Genomic DNA, 20,843 nt, shown 5'->3' on the forward strand with positions numbered 1-20,843 from the left:
CCGGTTCACGGTCGGCACCCGCCGGGCTAGCGTCGCGTTCATGACCAGGTATCCGGGGCTGGAGGGGCGCACGATCGTCGTCACCGGGGCGGGAGGCGGCCAGGGTGCGGCCGAGGCGCGCGTGCTCGCGGCCGCCGGAGCGCACGTCATTGCGACGGATGTGACGGATGCTGCGGCAGCACCGACGCTCGGCGTCGATTATCGGCGGCTCGACGTGTCGGACGAGGCCGACTGGACCGCTCTCGCCGCCCACCTGGCCGACGTGCTGGACGGCGAGCCTCTGCGTGGGCTGGTGAACAACGCCGGCATCACGCATCGCGCACGGCTGGGCGTGGTCGAACGCGGGGACTGGGATCGCGTGCTCGCGGTCAACCTCACCGGCCCGATGCTCGGCATCCAGGCGCTCGCCCCGCTCATGGGACGGGGCTCGTCGATCGTCAACATCGGTTCGTCGGCCGCGCTCAACGCGCACTACCCCGTGGCGTACACGACGTCGAAATGGGGCCTGCGGGGACTCACCCATGTCGCGGCGACCGAGCTCGGGCCACGCGGCATCCGTGTCAATGTCGTCCATCCCGGCTTCATCGAGACGCCGATGACCGCGAACGCGCCGGAGGCCATGCGGGCCGCGCAGCTCGCCCTGACCCCGCTGGAGCGGCTCGGGCGGGCGGACGAGGTCGCCGAGGCCGTCGCCTTCCTGCTGTCGGACGCGGCGTCGTACCTCACCGGCGCCGAGATCCCGGTCGACGGGGGTGCGACGTCGTCGGCCGGCGCCAAGTTCATGGCCGACCGCATCGCCGGCGCGTGACCCGTCCGCAGAACTCCACGGATTCGAGAGTGCGGCGCTCGAGGCACCGGTTCCTCGCGTGCTGCCCCACCCGATCAGTGGAGTTCTGCAGGGCGATCGCCCGCGTGATGCAGGACAGCCCGGGGTCGACGCAGTTACCGTACGACCTCCTCGGCCCGGGCGCCGGCGAGCTGCTCGACCACGCGCCGCGCCCCGCGCACGGCGATCGCGACGCTCATGAGGGTCGGGTTCATGGTGTTGGCGGTGGGGATGAGGGCGTTGCCGCCGACGACGAGGTTGTCGTACCCCCACACGCGCGACCAGGGGTCGGCGACCGACGTGCCGTCGTCGGCCGGCCCCATGCGCATGGTGCCCATGTAGTGCAGGCTCGAGCCGTTCGGCAGCAGCCGCGGCTCGGCGACGAAGGCGCCGAGAGCGGCGCCGGCCCGGCGGACGCGCGCGGTTGCCTCGTCGATCTCGGGCTGCTCGGCGTCGGTCAGCGCGTACTCGATCGTCATGTTCGGGAACCCGCGGTAGTCGAGTTCGGCGTCGTCGAACGTGACGCCGTCTTCGACGCGCGGGTGCTTGCGCACCCCGTACCCCATGTTCACGTAGCCCCACCGGTTGCCCGCCGCGGGGTGCGAGGGGTCGAGCGGGAACGGCGGGTTCTCGGCGTACATCACCTGCAGCGAGTACGGGTGGTCGGGCTCCGAGAACGGGATTCGGTTGACGGCCGCGACCGGGTCGGCGGCGTTCTGGGCGCGGCGTGCGAGCTCGGCCTCGAACTCGTCCTGCGAGATGAGCGCGCTCATGCGCTCTTCGTCGAGGGCGACCGTCGTGATGACGACGTGGTGCTCGGTGAGGTAGCGCCCGAGGGCGCGGGGGCGGATGCCGCTGGCCCACAGCAGCTGCGGAGAGCGGAACGCGTCGGCGGCCACGACGACGACGTCGGCGGGGAAGAACGAGACCTCCTTGGTGCGCAGATCCTCGATCGTGACGCCGGTGACCTCGCCGCCGTCGTGCTCGACCCGCCGCACCAGCGTGAGGTCGCGCAGCTCGAACCGCGCCGACTCGGGGGTTCCCTCCTCGATGAGAGGTCCGAGGACCGTGTTCGCGCCTGCCCACACCATGGATCCGTCGGGCTGCGGATCGCCGGCGACGGGCAGGGTTCCCACTCCGTAGCCCGGCGGCAGCTCGGCGCCGAACTCCCGGTCGAGCAGGGTGCGGATGGCTGAGCCGATCGGCGAGTCCGAGAACGCCGCGCTCTGCGCGTGCAGCAGGCCCTCGGCGACCGAGATGAGATCGTCCCACTCGGCGTCGTCGATGAAGTCCACCTTCTCGCTGAAGGCCGGGCGAGGGATCGCGCACGTCCAGTGCGCGCCCTGGCCGCCGACGTTGGTCGCCGCCGCGACCGCCGGGAAGGTGGGCGCGTGTGCCGAGCCCGGGCCGCCGAAGTCCAGGAGGTGCGTGCCCTGGCGCGCGGTGAACATGCCCTCGACGACGACGCCGGCCGGAATGCCGAGGCTCTCACGGAACTCGCCGGACTGCGGGCCCTGCGACATCTCGCGGGCGCGCGCCTTCGCATCCGGGTCCGCGATGTTGCGGACGCTCTCGCCGGGCACGGCGGTGAGCTGCGGCCCGGCCTCGAACATGACGACGCGGGCGTCGGGGCTCGACTCGAGGATGACGCGGGCGTAGGCGGAGCCGATCGGCCCGGAGCCGACGATGGCGACGGTGGGGTTGTGCGACATGGGAGTACCTCTTCTGCTCACGCGGTGAGCGGTTCGGAGCTGGGTGCGGGGGCGTGCTCGGCCTCGTCCGAGAGCCGTCCGGCGGGAAGGAGGACCGCGGCGACGATGCCGGCGGCGTAGGTGACGGCGAGCGCCAGGAACACGGGGGCGAAGACGCCGCTGTAGATCTCGGCGACCTGCGTCTGCACGGCGGCGGACGCTCCGTGCACGAACTGGGGCGTGAGCGCCGAGGCGTCGAGCGACGCCGGCAGGAGCGCCGCCACCCCCGACCCGATGACACCGCCGATGATCGCCGTGGCGACGGTCGACCCGACCTGGCGCACCAGGTTCACGGTGGCGGTCATGCTCCCGGTGTCGCGGCGCGGCGCGGCGCTCTGCACGACGGCGATGACGAGGCTCATGAACGCGCCGGTGCCGATGCCGACGACCGCCATGAGGATCATCGGGACCCACAGCGGCAGGCCGACGGGCAGCAGGGCCATCGCGAAGAGTCCCGACGCGGCGAGCGCGGTGCCCGAGATGCAGTAGACGCGGTAGTGGCCGGTGCGGCTCACGAGCCACCCGGTCGCGAGGTTCGACACCAGCATCCCGAACACCGTCGCGATGGGGATGAGACCCGAGACCGTCGCGCTCGTGCGGTACGCCATCTGCACATAGGTGGGCAGATAGGCCGTCACCGAGAACAGGCCGATGCCGATGATCGCCGACAGCGCCGTGCCGGCGGCGATCGTGCGGTTCGCGAACAGCCGCAGCGGCACCAGCGGCTCGGGGGCGCGCAGCTCCACGAGGAAGAATGCGGCGAACGCGATCGCCGCGACCAGGAAGGCGACGACGGATGCTGCCGCCCGCGCGGAATCGCCGATCCAGGTGACCGCGAGCACGAGCGAGACCATCGCGATCGCGAACGAGACGGCCCCCGCGACGTCGAAGCGCCGGCGGCCGAACCCGGCGAGCTTGGGCACCGCGACGAGTGCGAGCAGGAGCGCGGCGACGCCGAACGGGATGTTGATCCAGAACACCCACGGCCAGCCCCAGTAGTCCGTGATCAGGCCGCCGAGCACGGGGCCCACCAGGATGGCGACCGGGAACGCGGCGCCGATGATCGCCATGTACCGCGGGCGCTCGCGGGGCGTGGTCACCCGCGCGACGATCGTCTGCGACATGAGGTGGAGGCCCGCCGAGCTCATGCCCTGCACGACCCGGGCGCCGATGAGCTGCGCCATGTCGTGCGCGAAACCGCATGCGAGCGATGCGACCAGGAAGAGCACGAGGGAGACGAGGAACACCCCGCGCGGGCCGACGGCGTCGCCGAGCTTGCCGATGACCGGCAGCAGCACGGTGCTCGCGAGGGTGTAGCCGACGACCACCCACCCCATCTGGGCGAGGGCGCCGAGCTCCCCCGCGACGGTGGCGAGAGAGGTGGAGACGATGGTGTGGTCGAGGGCTCCGAGGATCGCCACAGTGAGGAGGGAGACGATGAGGAGGCGGAGCCTCCACGGTGACAAGCTCATACGCGTTCAGGCCCGTACGACCGGGCGATCGACGCGACGGGGTGTGCCCCTGGGGCGGCTTCGCCGCAGGGAACGGGCCTCGTGGCCCCGACGTCACCGTCGATTCTAGCCAATCTTTGGTGAGAAATCAACATAAGTGTTCGGGCGCGCGCCCTCCGTCGAGCGGAGATCTGCGCACGAGAGGACGCCTGAGGGCGAAAGCACCTCTCCTGTACAGATCTCCTCAGCTGCGCTGCCGGGCGCGCGGGCGCGGGCGCGCGGGCGGCAGATCCGGCGCCTCCACGGGCTCCCCCACGAGACCGACGAGCTCGCCGATCCCCTCGACGGTCATGCGCACCTCGTCGCCCGTGCGCAGCGGCGGCGGCACGAGCCCGCCGTTGCGGCCCCACAGCTCGCCGAGGCATCCGCCGTTTCCGACAGTGCCGCTGCCGAGCACGTCGCCCGCGACGACCCGTGAGTTCCGCGACGCGTACGCCACCAGCTCGGGGAACGGCCACCCCATGTTCGAGACGAGGTCTTCGCCGATCAGGTCGCCGTTGACCCGCACCTCGGCGCGAACGGCGAGGAAGCCGTCGGCGTCGACGAACGGTGCGAGCTCGTCGGCCGTGACGATCCAGGGCCCGAGGGCGGTGCCGAAGTCCTTGCCCTTGGCGGGCCCCAGACGCACCTTCATCTCGCGGCCCTGGAGGTCGCGTGCCGACCAGTCGTTCATGATCGTGTAGCCGAAGATGCGGGATGCTGCGCCCTCGGCGTCGAGGTTGACACCCGGCTCTCCCCCCACGACGACGGCGACCTCCAGCTCGAAGTCGAGCCGTTCGGTGACGGGCGGGCGGAGGGTGTCGCCGGGCCCGAGGATCGTGTGCGGGTTGGTGAAGTAGAACGTCGGAGCCTGGTACCACTCGGGCGCGACGAAGCTCTTGCCCTCGACGCCGGCACTGACACCCTCGACGTGCTCCTCGAAGGCCACGAAGTCGCGGACAGATGCCGGAACCAGCGGCGCCAGCAGGCGCACGTCCGAGGCCGATGTGCCGCGCGCCCCGTCGATCCGCGCGAACGCGGCGTGCGCGGCATCCAGTCCCCCGGCGAGGATCCGGGCGACGCTCTCGCCCTCGGCGAAGGGCACGACGCGGTCGCCGACGACGAACCCCTCGACCGGCTCGGCGGCCGGCGCCTCCCCCTCACCGGTGCGCACCCAGCGCGCGATCCTCACGCGTTCACCCGCGTCTGGAGCAGGTCCTCGGCATTGCCGGCGAGGATGCGCTCGGTGATCTCGGGCGGCAGCTCGGCGCCGCGCACGAACGACACCGGGTCGTCGAGTCCCATGTCGAACGGGAAGTCGCTGCCGAGCAGCACCCGGGAGCCCCCGGCCGCCTCGACCAGGTGCCGCAGCGCCACCGGGTCGTGCACGACTGTGTCGAACCACAGCTTGCGCAGGTAGGTCGACGGCGCGTGCGCGCAGCGGCGCGCTTCGGGCCGAACGTGCCATGCCCGGTCGGAGCGGCCGATCGCGAAGGGCAGGTATCCGCCGCCGTGCGCGGCCACGATCTTCAGGTCGGGGTGCCGGTCGAGCACCCCCGCGAAGATGAGGTGCGACAGGGCGACCGCGTTCTCCGTCGGCTGCCCGACGGTGTTGGACAGGTAGAACCGATCGAGCCGCTCGTCGAGGCTGCAGCCGAACGGGTGCAGGAACACCACGCAGCCGAGCTCGGCCGCCCGCGCCCAGAAGGGCTCGAGACGCTCGTCCGACAACTCGACGTCGCCGGCGAAGGAGGAGATCTCCACTCCTGCGAGCCCGCGGCCGAGCACGGCGTCGTCGAGGTACTCCACGATCCGGCCGGGGTGCTGCAGCGGCACGACCCCGAGTCCCGTCAGGCGCTCGGGCGCCCGGGCGACGTGCTCGGCGATCAGCCGGTTGGTCTCGCCCGCGACCCACACGGCGAGCCCCTCCGGTGCCCACGGGTAGAAGTGGTTCGGAGAGACGCTGACCCACTGCCGATCGACGCCCTGTGCGTCCATCGCCGCGAGGCGCGCACCGGCGTCGGTGAGCTTCGGGATGCGGGCGCCGACCATGGCTCCGGAGGCCTGGAGGCTCTCGACACCGTTGCGGCGGCGTTCGAGGTCCGCCGCCTCGGCGACCAGCTCGGGCGCACGGCGGGCGACCTCGTCGTGCAGCCCGGGCAGGAGGAGGTGCGCGTGGACGTCCGTGGTCATGCCGGCTGCGCCGTCATCTGTGCGAGACCGAACATGAGGCCGCCCATATCCGCGTCGCGGACGCCGTCGAGCTGCCACTGGCCGAGCTGGACGGATGCCTCGACCACCGCCTTCGCCCGCGGCAGCCGGCGCGCGATGAAGTCGTCCCACAGCTGCTGGTCGAGGGTGTCGCGCTGCACGAGCAGCTCGGTGAGGACGAGGGCGTCCTCCAGCCCCTGTGCCGCACCCTGGGCGATCGTGGGCGGGCAGGAGTGGGCGGCGTCGCCGATGATGACGACGCGTCCCCGGTTCCAGGCCCCCTCGACCAGGTGCTTCGTGAACCAGGTGTAGTTCGCGTGCGCGCCGTTCTCGAGGTCGGCGCGGATCGAGTTCCACGGCCCGTCGTACGCGAGGGACTCCTCCCGCATGATGCGGGCGGCCTCCTCGTCCGACACCCCGAAGCGGTCCTGCGCCTTCTCGACGAGGAAGGCGTACATGCTGTCGTCGCCGGTCGGCGTGTATCCCGCGATGTACACCGGACCGCCGTAGTAGAGCTCCGTGCTGTTCACGTCGTCGGGCCGGGAGACGAACGCACGCCAGATGCCCATGCCGGTCGGCTCCGGCTTGGTGCCGATGCCGATCATCTCGCGGACGGCGGAGTTGAGGCCGTCGGCGCCGATGACCAGATCGTAGGTTCCAGCGGAGTCCTCGTCGACGAAGACCTCGACGGCGTCGTCGGTCTGGTCGACCCCGGTGACCCGCTTGCCGAAGTGGACGTGGGCGCCGGCCTTGAGCGCGTGGTCGAGCAGGATGCGGGCGAGGTCCGGGCGCGGGATCCCCATGCTCGACGGATAGTCGGGCCCGCCGGTCTTGAGGTCGGGCAGCTCCGCGACGATCGGTGCGCCAGGACCCGGGGCGCGCAGATTCAGGCCCTCGAAGGCGAAACCGGCGGCGCGGATGTCGTCCCACGCGCCGAGGGCGTCGAACACCCGCAGGGCGTTGCCCTGAAGCGAGATGCCCGACCCGAGCGCGCTGAGTTCGGGCTTCGCCTCGAAGACGTCCACCTGGACGCCGGCCTTCGCGAGCTGAATGGCGGCGGCGAGACCGGCGACCCCGCTTCCGGCGATGGCGACCTTGCTGACTGCGGTCATGTCAGAACCTCCCTGTTCTGGTTCGTGGATGAAAGTCGTTAGAGGATGGCGACCGGGTTGATCGGCGAGCCGACCGCCCCGGTGATCGGCAGCGGCGCCGCCGAGAGCAGGAAGTCGTACGCTCCGCGACCCGCGCAGGCGTCGGCGAGCGCGTCGAGGTTCCACATCTCGCCGATGGTCAGCCCCAGGTTGGGGATGACCACCTGGTGCAGGGGCTGGAACGCGGGCACGTCGAACTCGTTCGGGCGCACCTCGAACCCCCACGTGTCGGTGGCGATCGCGGCGATCTCGGTGCGGTGCAGCCACGCGGCGGTCGTGAGCGACAGGCCGGGTGCCGGCCCGCCGGCGTAGTCGCCCCACCCGTCGCGACGCGTGCGGGCGTACTGCCCGGTGCGCACGAGCACGATGTCACCGCGGCCGACGCGGCTGGATTCGCCCTGCGCCGCGATGGTCGCCTCGAGGTCGGCGACGGTGATGGCGTAGCCGTCGGCGAGCTCGCCGGTCTCGGGCGAGACGTACCGGCCCACATCGAGCAGGACGCCGCGCGAGACGATGACGGATGCCGCGTGCTCGATGCCCGTGACGAGGTCGCCGTCGCTGGTGACGACGTCGCCGGCGCGGCGGCCGTTCCAGGCGTTGCCGTGGTCGAAGATGTGGCCGAGCCCGTCCCACTGCGTGGAGCACTGCAGGGGCATGGCGATCACGTCGTCGGCGCCGCCGATGCCGTGCGGGAAGCCCTGATTGCCGCGCTCCGCGTCGGTGCCGGTGTCGGTCATGGTGTGCACCGGGTTGGTGCGCCGCCGCCAGCCCTTCTGCGGGCCGTCGGTGTCGAACGACTGGGCCAGTGAGACGACCTCGCCGCTGCGCACGAGTGCGGCGGCCTCGATCCGCTTCGCGTGGTCGATGAAGTTGAGGGTGCCGAGCACGTCGTCCTCGCCCCAGCGTCCCCAGTTGCGGAACGCCTCTGCGCGGGCGGCGATCTCGCCCTCGGGGTTCTGGCGGTCGAGGCCGGCGGGATCCTCGCTCGGGTGGGTCATGACGCCGGCCCTTCCGCGACGCAGCGGACGACCTGGGTGCCGAGCCCCGCGATCGAGCCGGTCATCACGTCGCCGTCGCGCAGGTACCGCTTCCAGTGCTGGCCGTTGCCGGCGGGGCTCCCCGTGAGCAGGAGGTCGCCCGGCAGGAGCGGGAGCGTCTGGGATGCGGCGGCGACGAGCGTCTGGACATCGAAGACGAGCTCGGCGGTCGTGGCGTCCTGCATCACGTCGCCGTTGAGCTCGAGCTTCACCGACAGGTCGCTCGGGTCGACGGAGGTCGACGGCACGAGGAAGGGCCCGGTGGGGAGGAACCCCGGAGCGTTCTTGGAGCGGAACCAGTCGGCGCCGATGTCGCCGACGTCGGGCGGGAAGACGCGGTCGCGCGTCGTGATGTCGTTGACGATGGTGTACCCGGCGACATGGTCGAGCGCGTGCTCGGCGTCGACGCGGAAGGCCTCGCGGCCGATCACGACGGCGAGCTCGAGCTCCCAGTCGTGCGTCTCGCTGTAGTCCGGCAGCACGAGCGGCACGTCGTCGCCGACGACGCACTGCGGCAGGCCCAGGAAGATGAAGGGGCGCCCGCTCGCGGCGCGCGCGTCCATGATGCTCTCCGCCTTGGCCCGCACCTCGTCGGCGGACAGCCCCGCCTCGCCGCCCTTGGTGAGGCCGGCCATGATCAGCTGCACGACGTGCGTGCGGTAGTTGGCGCCTGCCTGCAGCACCTGGCGCGGCTCGACCGGAGCCGTGAGGACGACGTCCGTCAGCGGCATCCACCCGTCGCCGTCGGTCTCGGCGATCGTGGCCAGACGGTCCCAGTCGGCGTCGGCGAGGAAGGCGTTCAGGCCGGGCGCGCCGAGGTCGTCGTCGGTGACCGCGCGGATGCGGTCGCCCGCCACCAGCCCCACGCGCACGGAATCGCCGTCGCGGAAGCGTGCGAGGGCGAAGGGGGCGGTCAGTCCGTCTGACGTCGTCGTCATGTTCTCTCCAGATCCGTGGTTCGGAACGTGGTGCGAGGGTGGAGGCGCAGGATCTGCGCCCCCACCCTCGAGCCTGTCAGCCCTGGCCGTGCTTCGCGTACGGGTTCAGCAGGGCGTCCTTGATCTCCTCGGGAACACCCTCCTCCGTCGCGGACGGCCCGTCGGCGGGCGGGAACGACTCCGTCATCGACATCGGCATCGCGCTGTTGCGGTAGAAGTTGTTCGACCCCTGCGACGGCTTCCACGTGTTGGCCTCCCAGTCGGGCACGTAGTTGCGGTACCCGCCGGTGTTGAGCTCGATGCGCAGGCTCGAAGGCTCGCGGTAGTAGAGGAAGTTCTGCTCGCCGATGCCGTGGATCGAGGGGCCGTACTCGATCGGATAGCCGTTCTCGCCGAGCACGTCGGCCGCGATGAGCAGCTCCTCGCGGGTGTCGACCCAGAAGGCGTAGTGGTTGACGCGGCCGGCGCGGGTCGAGCCGTCGAGCACCACTCCCAGGTCGTGCGACTTCTCGTTCGTGGTGAGCACCGAGAAGACCGAGATGGGCGCCTCGTCGAGCTGGGTGCGCGCCATGAAGCGGAAGCCCAGCACCTCGACGTACCACTGGACGAACGCGTCGACGTCGCTGGTCGCGATCGTGACGTGGTCGAGCTGGCGCGGGGCTCCGGCGACCTTGCTGCGGCGCGAGGGGCGGTCGGGGTAGATCGACGCGGCGTCGCCTTCGGTGTCGTGGTGGCGGGTGACGTCCCAGTGGAGGGTCAGCGTGTGACCCCACGGGCCGGTGAAGCGGTACGCGCGGCCGATCTTGTGCACGTCGACCCACTCGCCCTGGACGCCGGCGGCCTCGACGCGCTTGGCGGCCTCCTCCAGCGCCTCGGGGCTGGACGTGCGCCAGGCGGCGGTCACGAGAGAGGGCTCGTCGCCCGGCACGACGACGACGCTGTACGCGTAGTAGTCGCCCCAGCAGCGGAGGTAGACGGCGCCGTCGACGCGGTCGACGACCGTGAGGCCGACCTGGTTGACGTAGAAGTCGACGGATGCCTCGACATCCGGTGACGTGATCTCCACGTAGGAGAGGTGGGAGAGGAGCTTGATCATCATCGACCCTTTCGGAAGGCTGGCGGGTGATCCCGCATTCCACTTTCGTCGGAGTCAGGCATATCCGGGAATGCCATATCGCCTATCTCTCGGATCGACGACGTTTATGCAACAAGGGCGGCCGTGATCGCCAGGGCGACGGCGTCGTCCCGCGCGAACCCCGCGACATCGTCGGTCGGCCCGCCGGCGGCGAACGCCGCTGCGGCGCGCCGCAGCGCGACGCGCTCGGGCGCCTCGAACAGACGCGGGAGCACACGGTGGCCCGCCGCGTCGCCGACCTCGAAGCGCTGCCGGTGCTCGTCGCCGTCGAACTCCACCAGGCGCTCGCCCAGTCGGGTGGCCCGCACGCGTCCGAGCGGCGGCGCGCCGTGGCTGGCGGCCGCGATGAGCGAGACGGACGCGCCGCCGGATGCCTCGAGCAGGGCGAGCCCTCGGTTCCGGGCGGGAGCGCCGTCGAACGACGAGACCGTCGCGCGCAGCTCGTCGCCGACGAAGACGCGCGCCCACGCGACCGCGTCGCGGAGCGCCCCCCGCAGCGCCCCGGCGGGGGCATGGCACTCCACGACCGCCGCCGCGAACGGCCCGGCCTCGTCGACCGCCGCGCGGGCCGCGAGCACCGCGTCGGCGCGCACCAGCGGACGCTGGAGCACGATCGGGATGCCGAGATCCTCGAGCCTCGCGAGACCGTCCGCGGGTGCGGCGCCGGGGTGCCTGACGACCACGGCGGCAGCGCCGGCGCGGATCGCCCGCTCCGCGGCATCCGTCCATCCCTCGCCGCCGATCGCGACCACCGCGTCGGAAGGATCGGCCACCAGCCGCACGCTTTCGGGCAGCTCGGCCGCGGCGACGCGATAGGACGCGAGCATGGTGAACACCGCGACGGTCACGCCGGAACCTCCGCGAGCTTGGCGGACCGGTCCGCCAGCTCGGTGGCGTACCGCACGTCGTCGAGGAGCTCGTCGTATTCCACGGGCATGCCGCCGTCGATGAGCTCCGCGAGCGCACGCCATTCGGCGACATAGCCGTCGTCGGCCGACCGGTCGTAGGACGTGTCGCGGCCGTCGGCGAGGAGCACGCGGACGCCGGCGCTTCCCGCGTGCACGAAGGCGGGCGGGAACGTCACGTCGAGCCGGTCGCGAGTCGTGGTGACCGTCATCCGCCACAGCGCGTCGGCGCCCCCGGGCAGCATGACGGTCGTGAACTGGACCGGCACGCCGCTCGCGACGAACCCGACGGCGAACCCGATGGGAGCCAGCGCGCGGGCGAAGGAGACGTGCTCCAAGCGCGGCGCGAGGTCGCGGACGAGAGGGAGGTCGTGGATGGCGAGGCCGGTGAGCAGTGCACGGACGACGCCGGCAGCGATCTCGGGGCGCGAGAGGTCCGGCGCAGTGCGCGCCGCGAAGGGCGCCGACATCTCGGTCACCACGTCGTGGTAGCGGCCGTTCGGGGGAAGGGCGAGCGTCACCGAGATCGAGACGACAGGTCCGCCCGACGCCGAGAGGTGATGGCGGGCACGCCCCCAGGCGGGGTCGAAGTAGTGGTTCGTCCCGACGATCAGCGCGACCCCCGCTTCGCGGCACGCGTCGACGGCCCGCCCGGCGTCGGCCATGTTCGTGGCGAGGGGCTTCTCGCAGAAGACGGCCCGCTTGCCCGCCGCGACCGCGGCGAGGATCTGGCCGGCGTGCTCCTCGGGCGGACTGCAGATCGCGACCACGTCGACGTCGGGGTCGGCGAGGACCTCGCCGGCGCCGGTCGACGAGCGTGCTCCGATCCGAGCGGCGAGCGAGGCGGCCCGGCCGCTGCCCGCGTCGGCGATGTGGGTCACCGCGAACACGTCGCTCAGGCGAGCCAGTGTCGGGAGATGCAGTGCGGCAACGCCGGGGCCGGCCCCGATCACTCCGACGCGATGGGTCATCGTCGACCTCCTACTTTTGCTAGAAGTGTACCTAAGTATGGGACTCTCGAACTATAGATGGGGTGAAATCGGTTCAGCCTGCACGAGGTTATGCAAGAATCGACCATGGCCACGCAGTCCACCTTGCGCTTCGGCGCGCAGACCGACGAGATGACGAGCCTGTTGCGGATCGTCAACATGGTCCGCACGGGCGAGGCCGCGACCCGGCCCGAGATCGGCCGCGTCACGGGCCTCGGGCGCGGCGTGGTGACGCAGCGCGTCGACCATGCGATCGAGATGGGCTACCTCGCCGATGGCGAGTTCGGGCCGTCTTCGGGCGGTCGCGCCCCCCGCACGCTGCGGTTCCGCGGTGAGGCGGGCCGCATCGTCGTGTGCGCCCTCGGCGCCTTGCACATCCACGTGGGCGTCGCGCTCCTCGACGGCGATGTGATCGAGCAGTCGCACGAGGCGTGGGACATCGCCCGCGGGCCGGCCGAGACGCTCGACAAGGCCCTCAGCATGATCGACGAGGTCCTGGCCCGCACACCGGATGTGCCGGTGTGGGGCATCGGCGTCGGGGTTCCCGGCCCGGTGGACTTCGAGAGCGGCCGCCCGGTGGCACCGCCCATCATGCCCGGATGGAACGGCTTCGACGTGCGTCGCCGGTTCGAGCAGCGCTACGACGTTCCGGTGTGGGTCGACAACGACGTCAACCTGCTCACCTTCGGCGAGCGGGCGAGACGCGGCGACGACACCCTCGACCTCATCTACTGCAAGATGGGCTCCGGCATCGGGGCCGGACTGCTCTCTCACGGCCACATCCATCGCGGCGCCAATGGAGCCGCGGGAGACATCGGGCATGTGCGCGTGCGCGACTCCGACGTTCTCTGCCGCTGCGGCAAGATCGGCTGCCTCGAAGCGGTCGCCGGCGGCTGGGCGCTCATCCGCGATGCGCTCGCCGAGATCGAGGCGGGCGCGACGGGAGCCCTCGCCGTCGCCGTCGCCGACGGGGAGGAGCTCACGCCGGAGCGGATCTCGAGCGCGGCGGAGGATGGCGACGCCCTGGCCATCCGGCTCGTGCAGCGCTCGGCCCGTGTCGTCGGGGAGTCGATCGCCGCGCTCGTCAACATGTTCAACCCGTCCGTCATCGTGATCGGGGGCGCCATGGCCGGCGCGGGCGAGCTGCTGCTGGCGGAGGTGCGTCAGCGCGTCTACGAGCTGTCGATTCCGCTCGCGACGCGGGATCTGACGATCGCGACGTCGGTCAGCGACAGGCGGGAGCCGCTGCGCGGCGGCGCCGAGATGGTGCGCGAGCAGCTGTTCGACGTCAGCTTTCCGCGGTGGTTCGGGGTCGGCCGGCCGACGATCGAGGCCATCCACGGCACTCTCGACGCGGTCGCCTGAGAATCTTCTTACGAAAACCAACAAAAGACTGTAGCTTCCTGTCTGAAGCCGGGATCCCCGGTGAGCGACAGGAAGCGGGACCGATGACGTTGCCGATACTGCTGGACGACGCGATGATCGCGACCGAGACCGGCTTCAGCTTGCGGGTCAGTCTGCCGTGGATCCGCTCGATGCCGCTTGCCGCGGTCACCGGCATCGCGGTGCGGATCGACGGCGAACCGGTGATCGTCGACGCCGTCCTCGCCGACCGGCGCGAAGTGGCTCGCGCCTACCTGTCGCGGGAGACCGGCTGGTGGTTCATCCAGGATCGTCTCGAGCTGCGCGCGGCTCGCACCCTGTCCCCGGGCCCCCACGACGTCGCCCTCTCGTTCACGCTCGCCGTCCCGTACCTGCCGGCCGGCCCCGACGGGCCCCTCACCCTGCCGTTCCGCGTCGAGCGCACCCTCGCCCTCCAGGCGGCCGCGTCCGTCGAGACGCCCCGGATCGACGGGGCAGCGACGGGGAACGCGGATGCCGCCCCTCCGCGCCCGGACGAGATCACGGGTCTGCCGGATGCCTGGACCCTTTCGGCGAGCGCGTTCAACTGGACGCCGGAGGTCATCCGCGCCGCGCGCACCGCGGAGGACATCGCCGTCGCAGTCGTGACGGAGGGCGTGAGCCGGACGCTGGAGATCGAGGCCGGTCAGGTGTGGCGCACCTTCCCCGAACCGGCGAGCGCCGAGGTCGACCGCCTGGCCGAGCGGCTCGCCGCCGTCGGCGGCGCCGTGACGATCGTCGGAGCCAGTCTGGACGACTGGGCGCTGCCGGCCCGCCGGCGCACTGCGGCCGAGCGGCTCCGCTTCCTCGAGCCGCAGCTGCGGGCCGCCTCCCGGCTGGGCGCCCGGGGCGTCCGCGTGCCGTTCGGTCAGGCCGGGCCCGAGCTGCTGCGTCTCGTGCAGCCGGTGCTGGCAGAGCTAGGCGTGATCCTCTTCGAGGAGATCCAGGGCCAGCAGACTCTGGACAGTCCCGCTGTGGCCGCGAACCTCGCCCTGCTGGAAGACCTCGCCGACCCGCGCATCCGTGTGCTGATCGACATCAGCATGCTGATGCCGTCGCTGCCGCCGACGTACCTGGAGCAGCTCCGCGCGGGCGGCGTCGAGGAGCCGCTCGTGCGCCGGCTGGAGCACGAGTGGCGGGCGCCCGAGACTCATGCCGCGGTGCTCTCGGCGCTCCGTGAGGGACGGGTGCCCCCGCCCGTGCACACCCTCTTCATGAACCTGCTGGTGCGCTTCGGGCGGTCCGAGGTCCGGGACCTCGAGCCTCTCCTCCCGCTCACCGCCGGCGTGCACCTCAAGTTCTGGGACCTCGACGACGCCGACGGCCGGGTGTCCCGGCCCATCGCGGACATCGGCGGCGCGCTGCGCCGCAGCGGCTTCACCGGGACCCTCACCAGCGAGTGGGGCGGTCACGAGTGGCTCGACGCCGACTCCGCGACGATGACCCGCGCTCACCTCGACCTGGCCCGTCGCGCGCTGGCCGAGGCATCCGTTCCCGCCGGCTGACCGCCGACCGCAACGTCGGAGATCGCCCCCTCGTCGGATGTCTCAGGTCGTGCACTCCGACGTTGTGCTGATCTCCGACGTTGTGGCGGGCGGGGGGCGGCGCGGGGCGCGCTCACCTCGACCTGGCCCGTCGCGCGCTGGCCGAGGCATCCGTTCCCGCCGGCTGACCGCCGACCGCAACGTCGGAAATCGCCCCCTCGTCGGATGTCTCAGGTCGTGCACTCCGACGTTGTGGTGATCTCCGTCGTCGTGGCGGGCGGGGGCGGGCGGGAACGCCCGGGATTCAGCCGCCGGTCGGCGTCCAGGCGCTCCCGGCGCCCGAGCTGCGCTCGACCGCATCGAGCACGCGCTGGATGTGGAGACCGTCCTCGAACGAGGGCTCGGGCTGCGTGCCCGACGCGATCGCCGTCACGAGGTCCGCGACCTGGTGGCTGAAGCCGTGCTCGTATCCGAGCATGTGCCCCGTCGGCCACCACGGCGCGAGATAAGGGTGGTCGTGCTCGGTCACGAGGATCCTGCGGAAGCCCTGCTCGGTGGCCGGAAGGGTCGCGTCGTAGAAGCCGAGCTCGTTCATGCTCTCGAGGTCGAACGAGATCGCGCCGAGCGACCCGGCGACCTCGATGCGAAGCGCGTTCTTGCGGCCGGTGCGGAAGCGGGTCGCCTCGAACGAGGCGAGCGCGCCCGACGAGAGGCGGCCGGTGAAGAGCGCCAGATCGTCGACGGTGACGGCGCCGCGCTCCTGCAGCGCCGTGCCGGAGAGGCCGACGCCTTCGCCGAGCAGCGGACGCTCGGTGACGATCGTCTCGAGGATGCCCGACACCGTCTCGACGCGCTGCCCCGTGATGTACTCCGTGAGGTCGACCGCGTGGGCGCCGATGTCGCCGAGGGCTCCGGATCCGGCACGCTCCTTCTGCATGCGCCAGGTCAGCGGCGCTTCGGCGTCCATCAGCCAGTCCTGCAGATACTCGGCCCGCACCTGGCGCACCTCGCCGATGCGGCCCGCCGCGACGAGGTCGCGCGCGAAGGTCGCCGCGGGCACGCGGCGGTAGGTGAAGCCGACCATCGAGCGGATGCCGCGTGCTGCCGCGCGGGCGGCGGCCTCGGTCATCGCCTCGGCCTCCGCGACGGTGTTCGCCAGGGGCTTCTCGCAGAGCACGTGCTTGCCGGCGCCCAGTGCGGCGATGGCGATCTCGGCGTGCGTGTCGCCCGGGGTGACGATGTCGACGAGGTCGATGTCGTCGCGGCTGATCACCTCGCGCCAGTCGGTGGCGCTCTCGCGCCACCCCCACTTGTCGGCGGCCGCAGCGACGGCCGACGCGTCGCGACCCACCACGACGTCCATCGACGGCGACAGCGGCAGGTCGAAGAAGCGCGGGGCGACGCGCCAGCCCTGCGAATGGGCGGCGCCCATGAATCCGTAGCCGATCATGGCGACGCGAAGCGGACGGATGTCGGCGGCAGTGTGCTCGGCGGTCAACGCGGTGTGTCCTCTCGGAGGCGGTCGCGGGCGCCCGCGTCTGCGACGGGGCGCCCGCGAGGGTGGATCATTCGAACGACAGGTCGATGTACTGGTCGACGTTCTCCTTCGTGACGACGGGCGCGTCGAGCACGACCCGGTTGGGGATGCTCGGCGTGATCAGGTCGCCCATCGTCTTGCCCTGCGCGATGAGACGCGCGAGCGCGACGCCGTCGGCCGCCTGGGTCGACGGGTAGATGACCGTCGCCTTGAGCACGGAGTCGTCGGCCTCGATCGCCTCCATCGCGCTGCGGCTGCCCGCACCGCCCATCATGAAGAACTCGTCGCGGCCTGCCGACTCGATGGCGGCGAGCACGCCGATGCCCTGGTCGTCGTCGTGGTTCCAGATGGCGTCGATCTTCGGGTTGGCTGCGAGCAGCTGGGATGCCGCGGCCTCACCGCCGGCGACCGTGAAGTCGGCGGCCACGCGGGCATCCACCTTCAGGCCGCAGTCATCCAGGGCGTCGGCGAAGCCCTCCGATCGGTCCTGCGTGAGGGGCAGCGAGTCGATGCCCGCGATCTCGGCGACGAAGCCCTCGCCACCGAGCTGCTCGCAGATGTACGTTCCCGCGCTCACCCCCATGCCGTAGTTGTCGCCGAGGATCGTGCTGCGCGCGGCGAACGGGCTGGAGAACTCGCGGTCGACGTTGATGACCGGGATGCCGGCCTCCATCGCCTTGATGGCCGCCTCGGTGAGGGCCGCGCCGTCGGTCGGCAGCAGCACGATCGCGTCGACCCCGTCGTTCACGAAGGTCTCGACGGCGGCGATCTGGGCGATCGGGTCGTTGGTGCCCTCCGCGACGCGGAGTTCGACGTCGTCGAAGCTGTCGGCGGCCGCCTGCGCACCGGAGTTGATGGCACCGAGCCAGCCGTGGTCGGCGGCGGGGCCCGAGAAGCCGATGACGACCTTGTCTCCGGACGCGGCGTTCTCCTCGGATGTCGTGCCCTGGTCGGTGACGTCCTCTTCGTTCGCGCCGGTGCCGGTGCAGCCGGCGAGAAGTCCGACAGCGGCGACGACGGCGGTTCCGGTCAGCAGCAGCCGTGTGCGCACCTTCAGGTGTGAGCGCATTCTTTCCTCCTTGAAATGTGATGCAGTGCGGCAGCGCACGGGGCGAGCTCCGAAGCAACGGGCGCACGGGCCGACCGTCCACGCTGACGGCATCACGGTAGCAGGCATGGTCTCCGCGCGACAGCTTTTGCATTAGTTGTGGCAAAAGCGTTTTATCGAAACTTCCGCTCCAATCCGCGCAACTCCGGTCATCGGCCGCTGCAGGCGGCAGCGGAATGCCCCGTCGACGCGTCGCACCGCGCATGTTATGTTCATGCCGTGATCAAAGACGACCATGGATCGGCGTTACTCGTCGTCGAGGGCGTGACGAAGTCGTTCGCGGGCGTCAAGGCGCTGCGGGGGGTCGACCTCGACGTCCGGGCCGGCGAGGTGCACTGCGTGCTGGGCCAGAACGGTGCCGGCAAGTCGACGCTGATCAAGACGCTCGCCGGAGTGCACAGCCCCGACGAGGGAACGATCTCGTGGCGTGGTGAGCAGGTGCAGATCCCGAACCCGGAGTCGGCGATCGAGCTGGGCATCGCCACGATGTACCAGGAGCTCGACGTCGTCGACGGCCTCACCATCGCCGAGAACATCTTCCTCGGCCACGAGCTCTCCCGCGGCGGGTTCACGAAGCGCTCGGAGGCGGCGAAGCAGACGCGCGAGCTGCTCCGCCGGCTCGGACACGCCGGCCTCTCGCCCCACGCCGAGGTCGGCTCGCTGAGCGCGGCGAACAAGCAGATCGTGAGCATGGCGCGCGCGCTGTCGCACGACATCAAGCTCATCATCATGGACGAGCCATCCGCCGTGCTCGACACAGAGGAGGTCAAGAACCTCTTCCACGTCGTCAAGGAACTGACCGCGTCGGGCATCGCGGTCGTCTACATCACTCACCGCCTGGAGGAGATCCGCCAGATCGGCGACCGTATCACGGTGCTGAAGGACGGCCGGTCGATGGCCAGCGGCATCCCGGTGTCGGGCACGCCGACCGCGGAGCTCATCAAGCTCATGACCGGTCGGGAGGTGGCGAACGTCTTCCCGGCACCCGTCCCCGTCCCGGCCGACGCCCCCATCGTGCTCGACGTGCGGGATCTGGCGCTGTCCGGCGTCTTCGAGGACGTGTCGTTCTCGGTTCGCGCCGGCGAGATCGTCGGGCTCGCGGGTCTCGTCGGGTCGGGACGCTCCGAGATCCTGGAGACGATCTACGGCGCGCGCCGGTCGACCGGCGGCACGGTCACGGTCGCCGGCAAGGGGCTCCGCCGCGGTTCGGTCGTCGCGGCGGTGGACGCCGGAGTCGGCCTCTCGCCGGAGGAGCGCAAGAGCCAGGGGCTCGTGCTCGATGAGCCCATCTACTTCAACGTCACGCTCGCATCGATGGCGCGGTTCGCGAAGGCGGGATTCCTCGACGAGCGCGGGGCGCGAGCTGCCGCCCGCGCGCAGATCGAGTCGCTCGAGCTGCGCCCCGCCGACCCGGACCGCCCCACGATCACCCTTTCGGGCGGAAACCAGCAGAAGATCCTTCTCGCCCGCTGGCTCGTGCACGGCACCAAGGTGCTGCTGCTCGACGAGCCGACGCGAGGCGTCGACGTCGGCGCGCGCGCCGAGATCTACGCTCTCATCCGCAAGCTCGCAGCCGCGGGGAACGCCATCGTGGTGGTCTCCAGCGAGATCGAGGAGGTGCTCGGTCTCGCCGACACGGTCCTCGTCGTCGCCGACGGCCGGATCCTCGACACCCGCCCCGCCTCCCAGATCGACGAGCACGGTGTGCTCGACCTCGTGATGAAAGGAACCGCCGCGTGAGCGAGCAGACCACCGGGACCGCAGGAGTCCCCACCGCCAGCGAGGCGCCGCCGCCCGCAGGCGAGCCCGGAACCGGCCAGAAGTCCGGATTCCGCGGCGTGCTGTCGGGATCGGTCGGACGCAACCTCGGCCTCGTCGTCGCGCTGCTGCTCCTCGTCATCGTGGGAGCGATCACCGCGCCCGACACCTTCTTGAGCGTGAGCAACACGCTCACGATCCTGCGGCAGGCGTCGATCCTCGGCGTCGTCGCCATCGGCATGACCCTCGTCATCACCGCGGGCGGCATCGACCTGTCGGTCGGATCGGTGCTCGGGCTCGCGTCGGTCGTCGCGACGCTGGCCGCGATCCAAGACCTCGCAGACCAGATCCACTGGGTCCTGATGATCGTGATCGCCCTGGTCGTGGGCGTCGCGGCCGGGCTGATCAACGGCATCGTCATCGCGTACGGCAAGGTCGTCGCGTTCATGGCGACGCTCGCCATGCTGATCGCGGCCCGCGGCCTCGCCGAGGTGCTGGCGGAGCGCCGCACGCTGCAGGTGAAGGACCGTGACTTCATCCAGTTCCTGAACCTCGACATCGTCGGCGTCGACATCCTCATCTGGATCTTCGCGATCGTCGCCGCCATCGGCTGGGTCGTGCTCAACCGCACCACCTTCGGCCGCCGCACCGTCGCGATCGGCGGCAACCGCGAGGCGGCCCGCCTGGCGGGCATCAACGTCAAGCGCCACACCATGTGGCTCTACGCGATCTCGGGACTGTGCGCCGGCATCGCCGCGATCATGTACCTCGGACGCACGACAGCCGGCACCTCCACGCACGGCACGCTTCTCGAGCTCGACGCGATCGCGGCCGTCGTCGTCGGCGGCACGCTGCTCGTCGGCGGCCGGGGAACCATCACCGGCACCGTGTTCGGCGTCCTCATCTTCACGACGCTGACGAACGTGTTCGTGCAGAACAACCTGAACTCCTCGATCCAGGCGGTCGTGAAGGGCGTCATCATCGTCATCGCGGTGCTCCTGCAGCAGCGCTTCGCCAGGCCCACGGGTCGCGCGACATGAGCGCCCCGGCCGTCGCCGGGGCGCGGCATCCGTCGACTCCCGCCCGCGGCCGCTCCATCGCAGCATCCCCGCGACCGATAGA

The 20,843-nt window shown here is 71.2% G+C and carries 17 protein-coding genes; 5 read left to right on the plus strand and 12 right to left on the minus strand.

Features of this window, described 5'->3' with window-relative positions; all coding sequences use genetic code 11:
• Nucleotides 1-40: 40 nt before the first annotated feature.
• Complete coding sequence (locus ACN9MP_RS17460; RefSeq protein ID WP_426322291.1) at nucleotides 41-808, plus strand: SDR family NAD(P)-dependent oxidoreductase; 768 nt, start codon at nucleotides 41-43, stop codon at nucleotides 806-808.
• A 134-nt stretch (nucleotides 809-942) separates the two neighbouring features.
• Here the strand turns inward: ACN9MP_RS17460 and ACN9MP_RS17465 are convergent, their stop codons facing one another.
• The 10 genes from ACN9MP_RS17465 to ACN9MP_RS17510 form a co-directional block, all read right to left on the minus strand.
• Nucleotides 943-2,538 carry a GMC oxidoreductase gene (locus tag ACN9MP_RS17465; RefSeq protein WP_426322293.1) on the minus strand — a complete coding sequence of 532 codons (1,596 nt, stop codon included), beginning with the start codon at nucleotides 2,536-2,538 and terminating at the stop codon, nucleotides 943-945.
• Nucleotides 2,539-2,555: 17 nt separating this feature from the next.
• Entirely contained in the window at nucleotides 2,556-4,049 is a 1,494-nt protein-coding gene (locus ACN9MP_RS17470; protein ID WP_426322295.1) for an MFS transporter, read from the minus strand.
• A gap of 223 nt (nucleotides 4,050-4,272) precedes the next feature.
• The gene (locus ACN9MP_RS17475; protein WP_426322297.1) at nucleotides 4,273-5,259 is read right to left on the minus strand and encodes a fumarylacetoacetate hydrolase family protein; all 987 of its coding nucleotides are present in this window, start codon (nucleotides 5,257-5,259) and stop codon (nucleotides 4,273-4,275) included.
• Nucleotides 5,256-6,260 carry an amidohydrolase family protein gene (locus tag ACN9MP_RS17480; protein WP_426322299.1) on the minus strand — a complete coding sequence of 335 codons (1,005 nt, stop codon included), beginning with the start codon at nucleotides 6,258-6,260 and terminating at the stop codon, nucleotides 5,256-5,258. The genes ACN9MP_RS17475 and ACN9MP_RS17480 overlap by 4 nt, the downstream gene beginning before the upstream one ends.
• A complete protein-coding gene (locus ACN9MP_RS17485; protein ID WP_426322301.1) occupies nucleotides 6,257-7,390 on the minus strand; it encodes an FAD-dependent monooxygenase in 1,134 nt (377 codons plus the stop codon). The genes ACN9MP_RS17480 and ACN9MP_RS17485 overlap by 4 nt, the downstream gene beginning before the upstream one ends.
• A 38-nt stretch (nucleotides 7,391-7,428) precedes the next feature.
• A complete protein-coding gene (locus tag ACN9MP_RS17490) occupies nucleotides 7,429-8,427 on the minus strand; it encodes a cyclase family protein (RefSeq protein WP_426322303.1) in 999 nt (332 codons plus the stop codon).
• Nucleotides 8,424-9,404: a fumarylacetoacetate hydrolase family protein gene (locus ACN9MP_RS17495; protein WP_426322304.1), complete on the minus strand. Its 981-nt coding sequence runs from the start codon at nucleotides 9,402-9,404 to the stop codon at nucleotides 8,424-8,426. Before ACN9MP_RS17495 ends, ACN9MP_RS17490 begins: the two co-directional genes overlap by 4 nt.
• A gap of 76 nt (nucleotides 9,405-9,480) precedes the next feature.
• Nucleotides 9,481-10,500 carry a VOC family protein gene (locus tag ACN9MP_RS17500; RefSeq protein WP_426322305.1) on the minus strand — a complete coding sequence of 340 codons (1,020 nt, stop codon included), beginning with the start codon at nucleotides 10,498-10,500 and terminating at the stop codon, nucleotides 9,481-9,483.
• 104 nt (nucleotides 10,501-10,604) lie between these two features.
• Nucleotides 10,605-11,387 (minus strand): hypothetical protein, encoded by a 783-nt coding sequence (locus ACN9MP_RS17505; protein ID WP_426322307.1) that lies wholly within the window; start codon nucleotides 11,385-11,387, stop codon nucleotides 10,605-10,607.
• Nucleotides 11,384-12,415 (minus strand): Gfo/Idh/MocA family protein, encoded by a 1,032-nt coding sequence (locus tag ACN9MP_RS17510; RefSeq protein WP_426322309.1) that lies wholly within the window; start codon nucleotides 12,413-12,415, stop codon nucleotides 11,384-11,386. The genes ACN9MP_RS17505 and ACN9MP_RS17510 overlap by 4 nt, the downstream gene beginning before the upstream one ends.
• Before the next feature lie 105 nt (nucleotides 12,416-12,520).
• Between ACN9MP_RS17510 and ACN9MP_RS17515 the strand changes: the two genes are divergently transcribed.
• Both ACN9MP_RS17515 and ACN9MP_RS17520 read left to right on the plus strand, forming a co-directional pair.
• The gene (locus tag ACN9MP_RS17515) at nucleotides 12,521-13,798 is read left to right on the plus strand and encodes an ROK family protein (RefSeq protein WP_426322310.1); all 1,278 of its coding nucleotides are present in this window, start codon (nucleotides 12,521-12,523) and stop codon (nucleotides 13,796-13,798) included.
• Between the two features lie 83 nt (nucleotides 13,799-13,881).
• Nucleotides 13,882-15,339 carry a hypothetical protein gene (locus ACN9MP_RS17520; protein WP_426322312.1) on the plus strand — a complete coding sequence of 486 codons (1,458 nt, stop codon included), beginning with the start codon at nucleotides 13,882-13,884 and terminating at the stop codon, nucleotides 15,337-15,339.
• A gap of 283 nt (nucleotides 15,340-15,622) precedes the next feature.
• Here the strand turns inward: ACN9MP_RS17520 and ACN9MP_RS17525 are convergent, their stop codons facing one another.
• Both ACN9MP_RS17525 and ACN9MP_RS17530 read right to left on the minus strand, forming a co-directional pair.
• Nucleotides 15,623-16,768, minus strand: coding sequence for a Gfo/Idh/MocA family protein (locus tag ACN9MP_RS17525; protein ID WP_426326102.1), 1,146 nt, complete (start codon nucleotides 16,766-16,768; stop codon nucleotides 15,623-15,625).
• A 115-nt stretch (nucleotides 16,769-16,883) separates the two neighbouring features.
• Entirely contained in the window at nucleotides 16,884-17,924 is a 1,041-nt protein-coding gene (locus tag ACN9MP_RS17530; protein WP_426322314.1) for a substrate-binding domain-containing protein, read from the minus strand.
• 303 nt (nucleotides 17,925-18,227) lie between these two features.
• On the opposite strand from ACN9MP_RS17530, the gene ACN9MP_RS17535 reads away from it, so the two are divergent.
• On the plus strand, nucleotides 18,228-19,703 hold the full coding sequence (locus ACN9MP_RS17535) for a sugar ABC transporter ATP-binding protein (RefSeq protein ID WP_426326104.1): 1,476 nt from the start codon (nucleotides 18,228-18,230) through the stop codon (nucleotides 19,701-19,703).
• On the plus strand, nucleotides 19,700-20,761 hold the full coding sequence (locus ACN9MP_RS17540) for an ABC transporter permease (RefSeq protein ID WP_426322316.1): 1,062 nt from the start codon (nucleotides 19,700-19,702) through the stop codon (nucleotides 20,759-20,761). Before ACN9MP_RS17535 ends, ACN9MP_RS17540 begins: the two co-directional genes overlap by 4 nt.
• Nucleotides 20,762-20,843: the final 82 nt, after the last annotated feature.

It is taken from the genome of Microbacterium sp. E-13 (assembly GCF_049912955.1).
Lineage (GTDB): Bacteria > Actinomycetota > Actinomycetes > Actinomycetales > Microbacteriaceae > Microbacterium.

What these genes read in the sequence shown, in the direction of transcription:
- ACN9MP_RS17460 (WP_426322291.1), top strand. Translation starts at nt 41, where the DNA reads ATGACCAGGTATCCGGGGCTGGAGGGGCGCACGATCGTCGTCACCGGG.
- ACN9MP_RS17465 (WP_426322293.1), bottom strand. Translation starts at nt 2,538, where the DNA reads ATGTCGCACAACCCCACCGTCGCCATCGTCGGCTCCGGGCCGATCGGC.
- ACN9MP_RS17470 (WP_426322295.1), bottom strand. Translation starts at nt 4,049, where the DNA reads ATGAGCTTGTCACCGTGGAGGCTCCGCCTCCTCATCGTCTCCCTCCTC.
- ACN9MP_RS17480 (WP_426322299.1), bottom strand. Translation starts at nt 6,260, where the DNA reads ATGACCACGGACGTCCACGCGCACCTCCTCCTGCCCGGGCTGCACGAC.
- ACN9MP_RS17485 (WP_426322301.1), bottom strand. Translation starts at nt 7,390, where the DNA reads ATGACCGCAGTCAGCAAGGTCGCCATCGCCGGAAGCGGGGTCGCCGGT.
- ACN9MP_RS17490 (WP_426322303.1), bottom strand. Translation starts at nt 8,427, where the DNA reads ATGACCCACCCGAGCGAGGATCCCGCCGGCCTCGACCGCCAGAACCCC.
- ACN9MP_RS17495 (WP_426322304.1), bottom strand. Translation starts at nt 9,404, where the DNA reads ATGACGACGACGTCAGACGGACTGACCGCCCCCTTCGCCCTCGCACGC.
- ACN9MP_RS17500 (WP_426322305.1), bottom strand. Translation starts at nt 10,500, where the DNA reads ATGATCAAGCTCCTCTCCCACCTCTCCTACGTGGAGATCACGTCACCG.
- ACN9MP_RS17510 (WP_426322309.1), bottom strand. Translation starts at nt 12,415, where the DNA reads ATGACCCATCGCGTCGGAGTGATCGGGGCCGGCCCCGGCGTTGCCGCA.
- ACN9MP_RS17515 (WP_426322310.1), top strand. Translation starts at nt 12,521, where the DNA reads ATGGCCACGCAGTCCACCTTGCGCTTCGGCGCGCAGACCGACGAGATG.
- ACN9MP_RS17520 (WP_426322312.1), top strand. Translation starts at nt 13,882, where the DNA reads ATGACGTTGCCGATACTGCTGGACGACGCGATGATCGCGACCGAGACC.
- ACN9MP_RS17525 (WP_426326102.1), bottom strand. Translation starts at nt 16,768, where the DNA reads ATGATCGGCTACGGATTCATGGGCGCCGCCCATTCGCAGGGCTGGCGC.
- ACN9MP_RS17530 (WP_426322314.1), bottom strand. Translation starts at nt 17,924, where the DNA reads ATGCGCTCACACCTGAAGGTGCGCACACGGCTGCTGCTGACCGGAACC.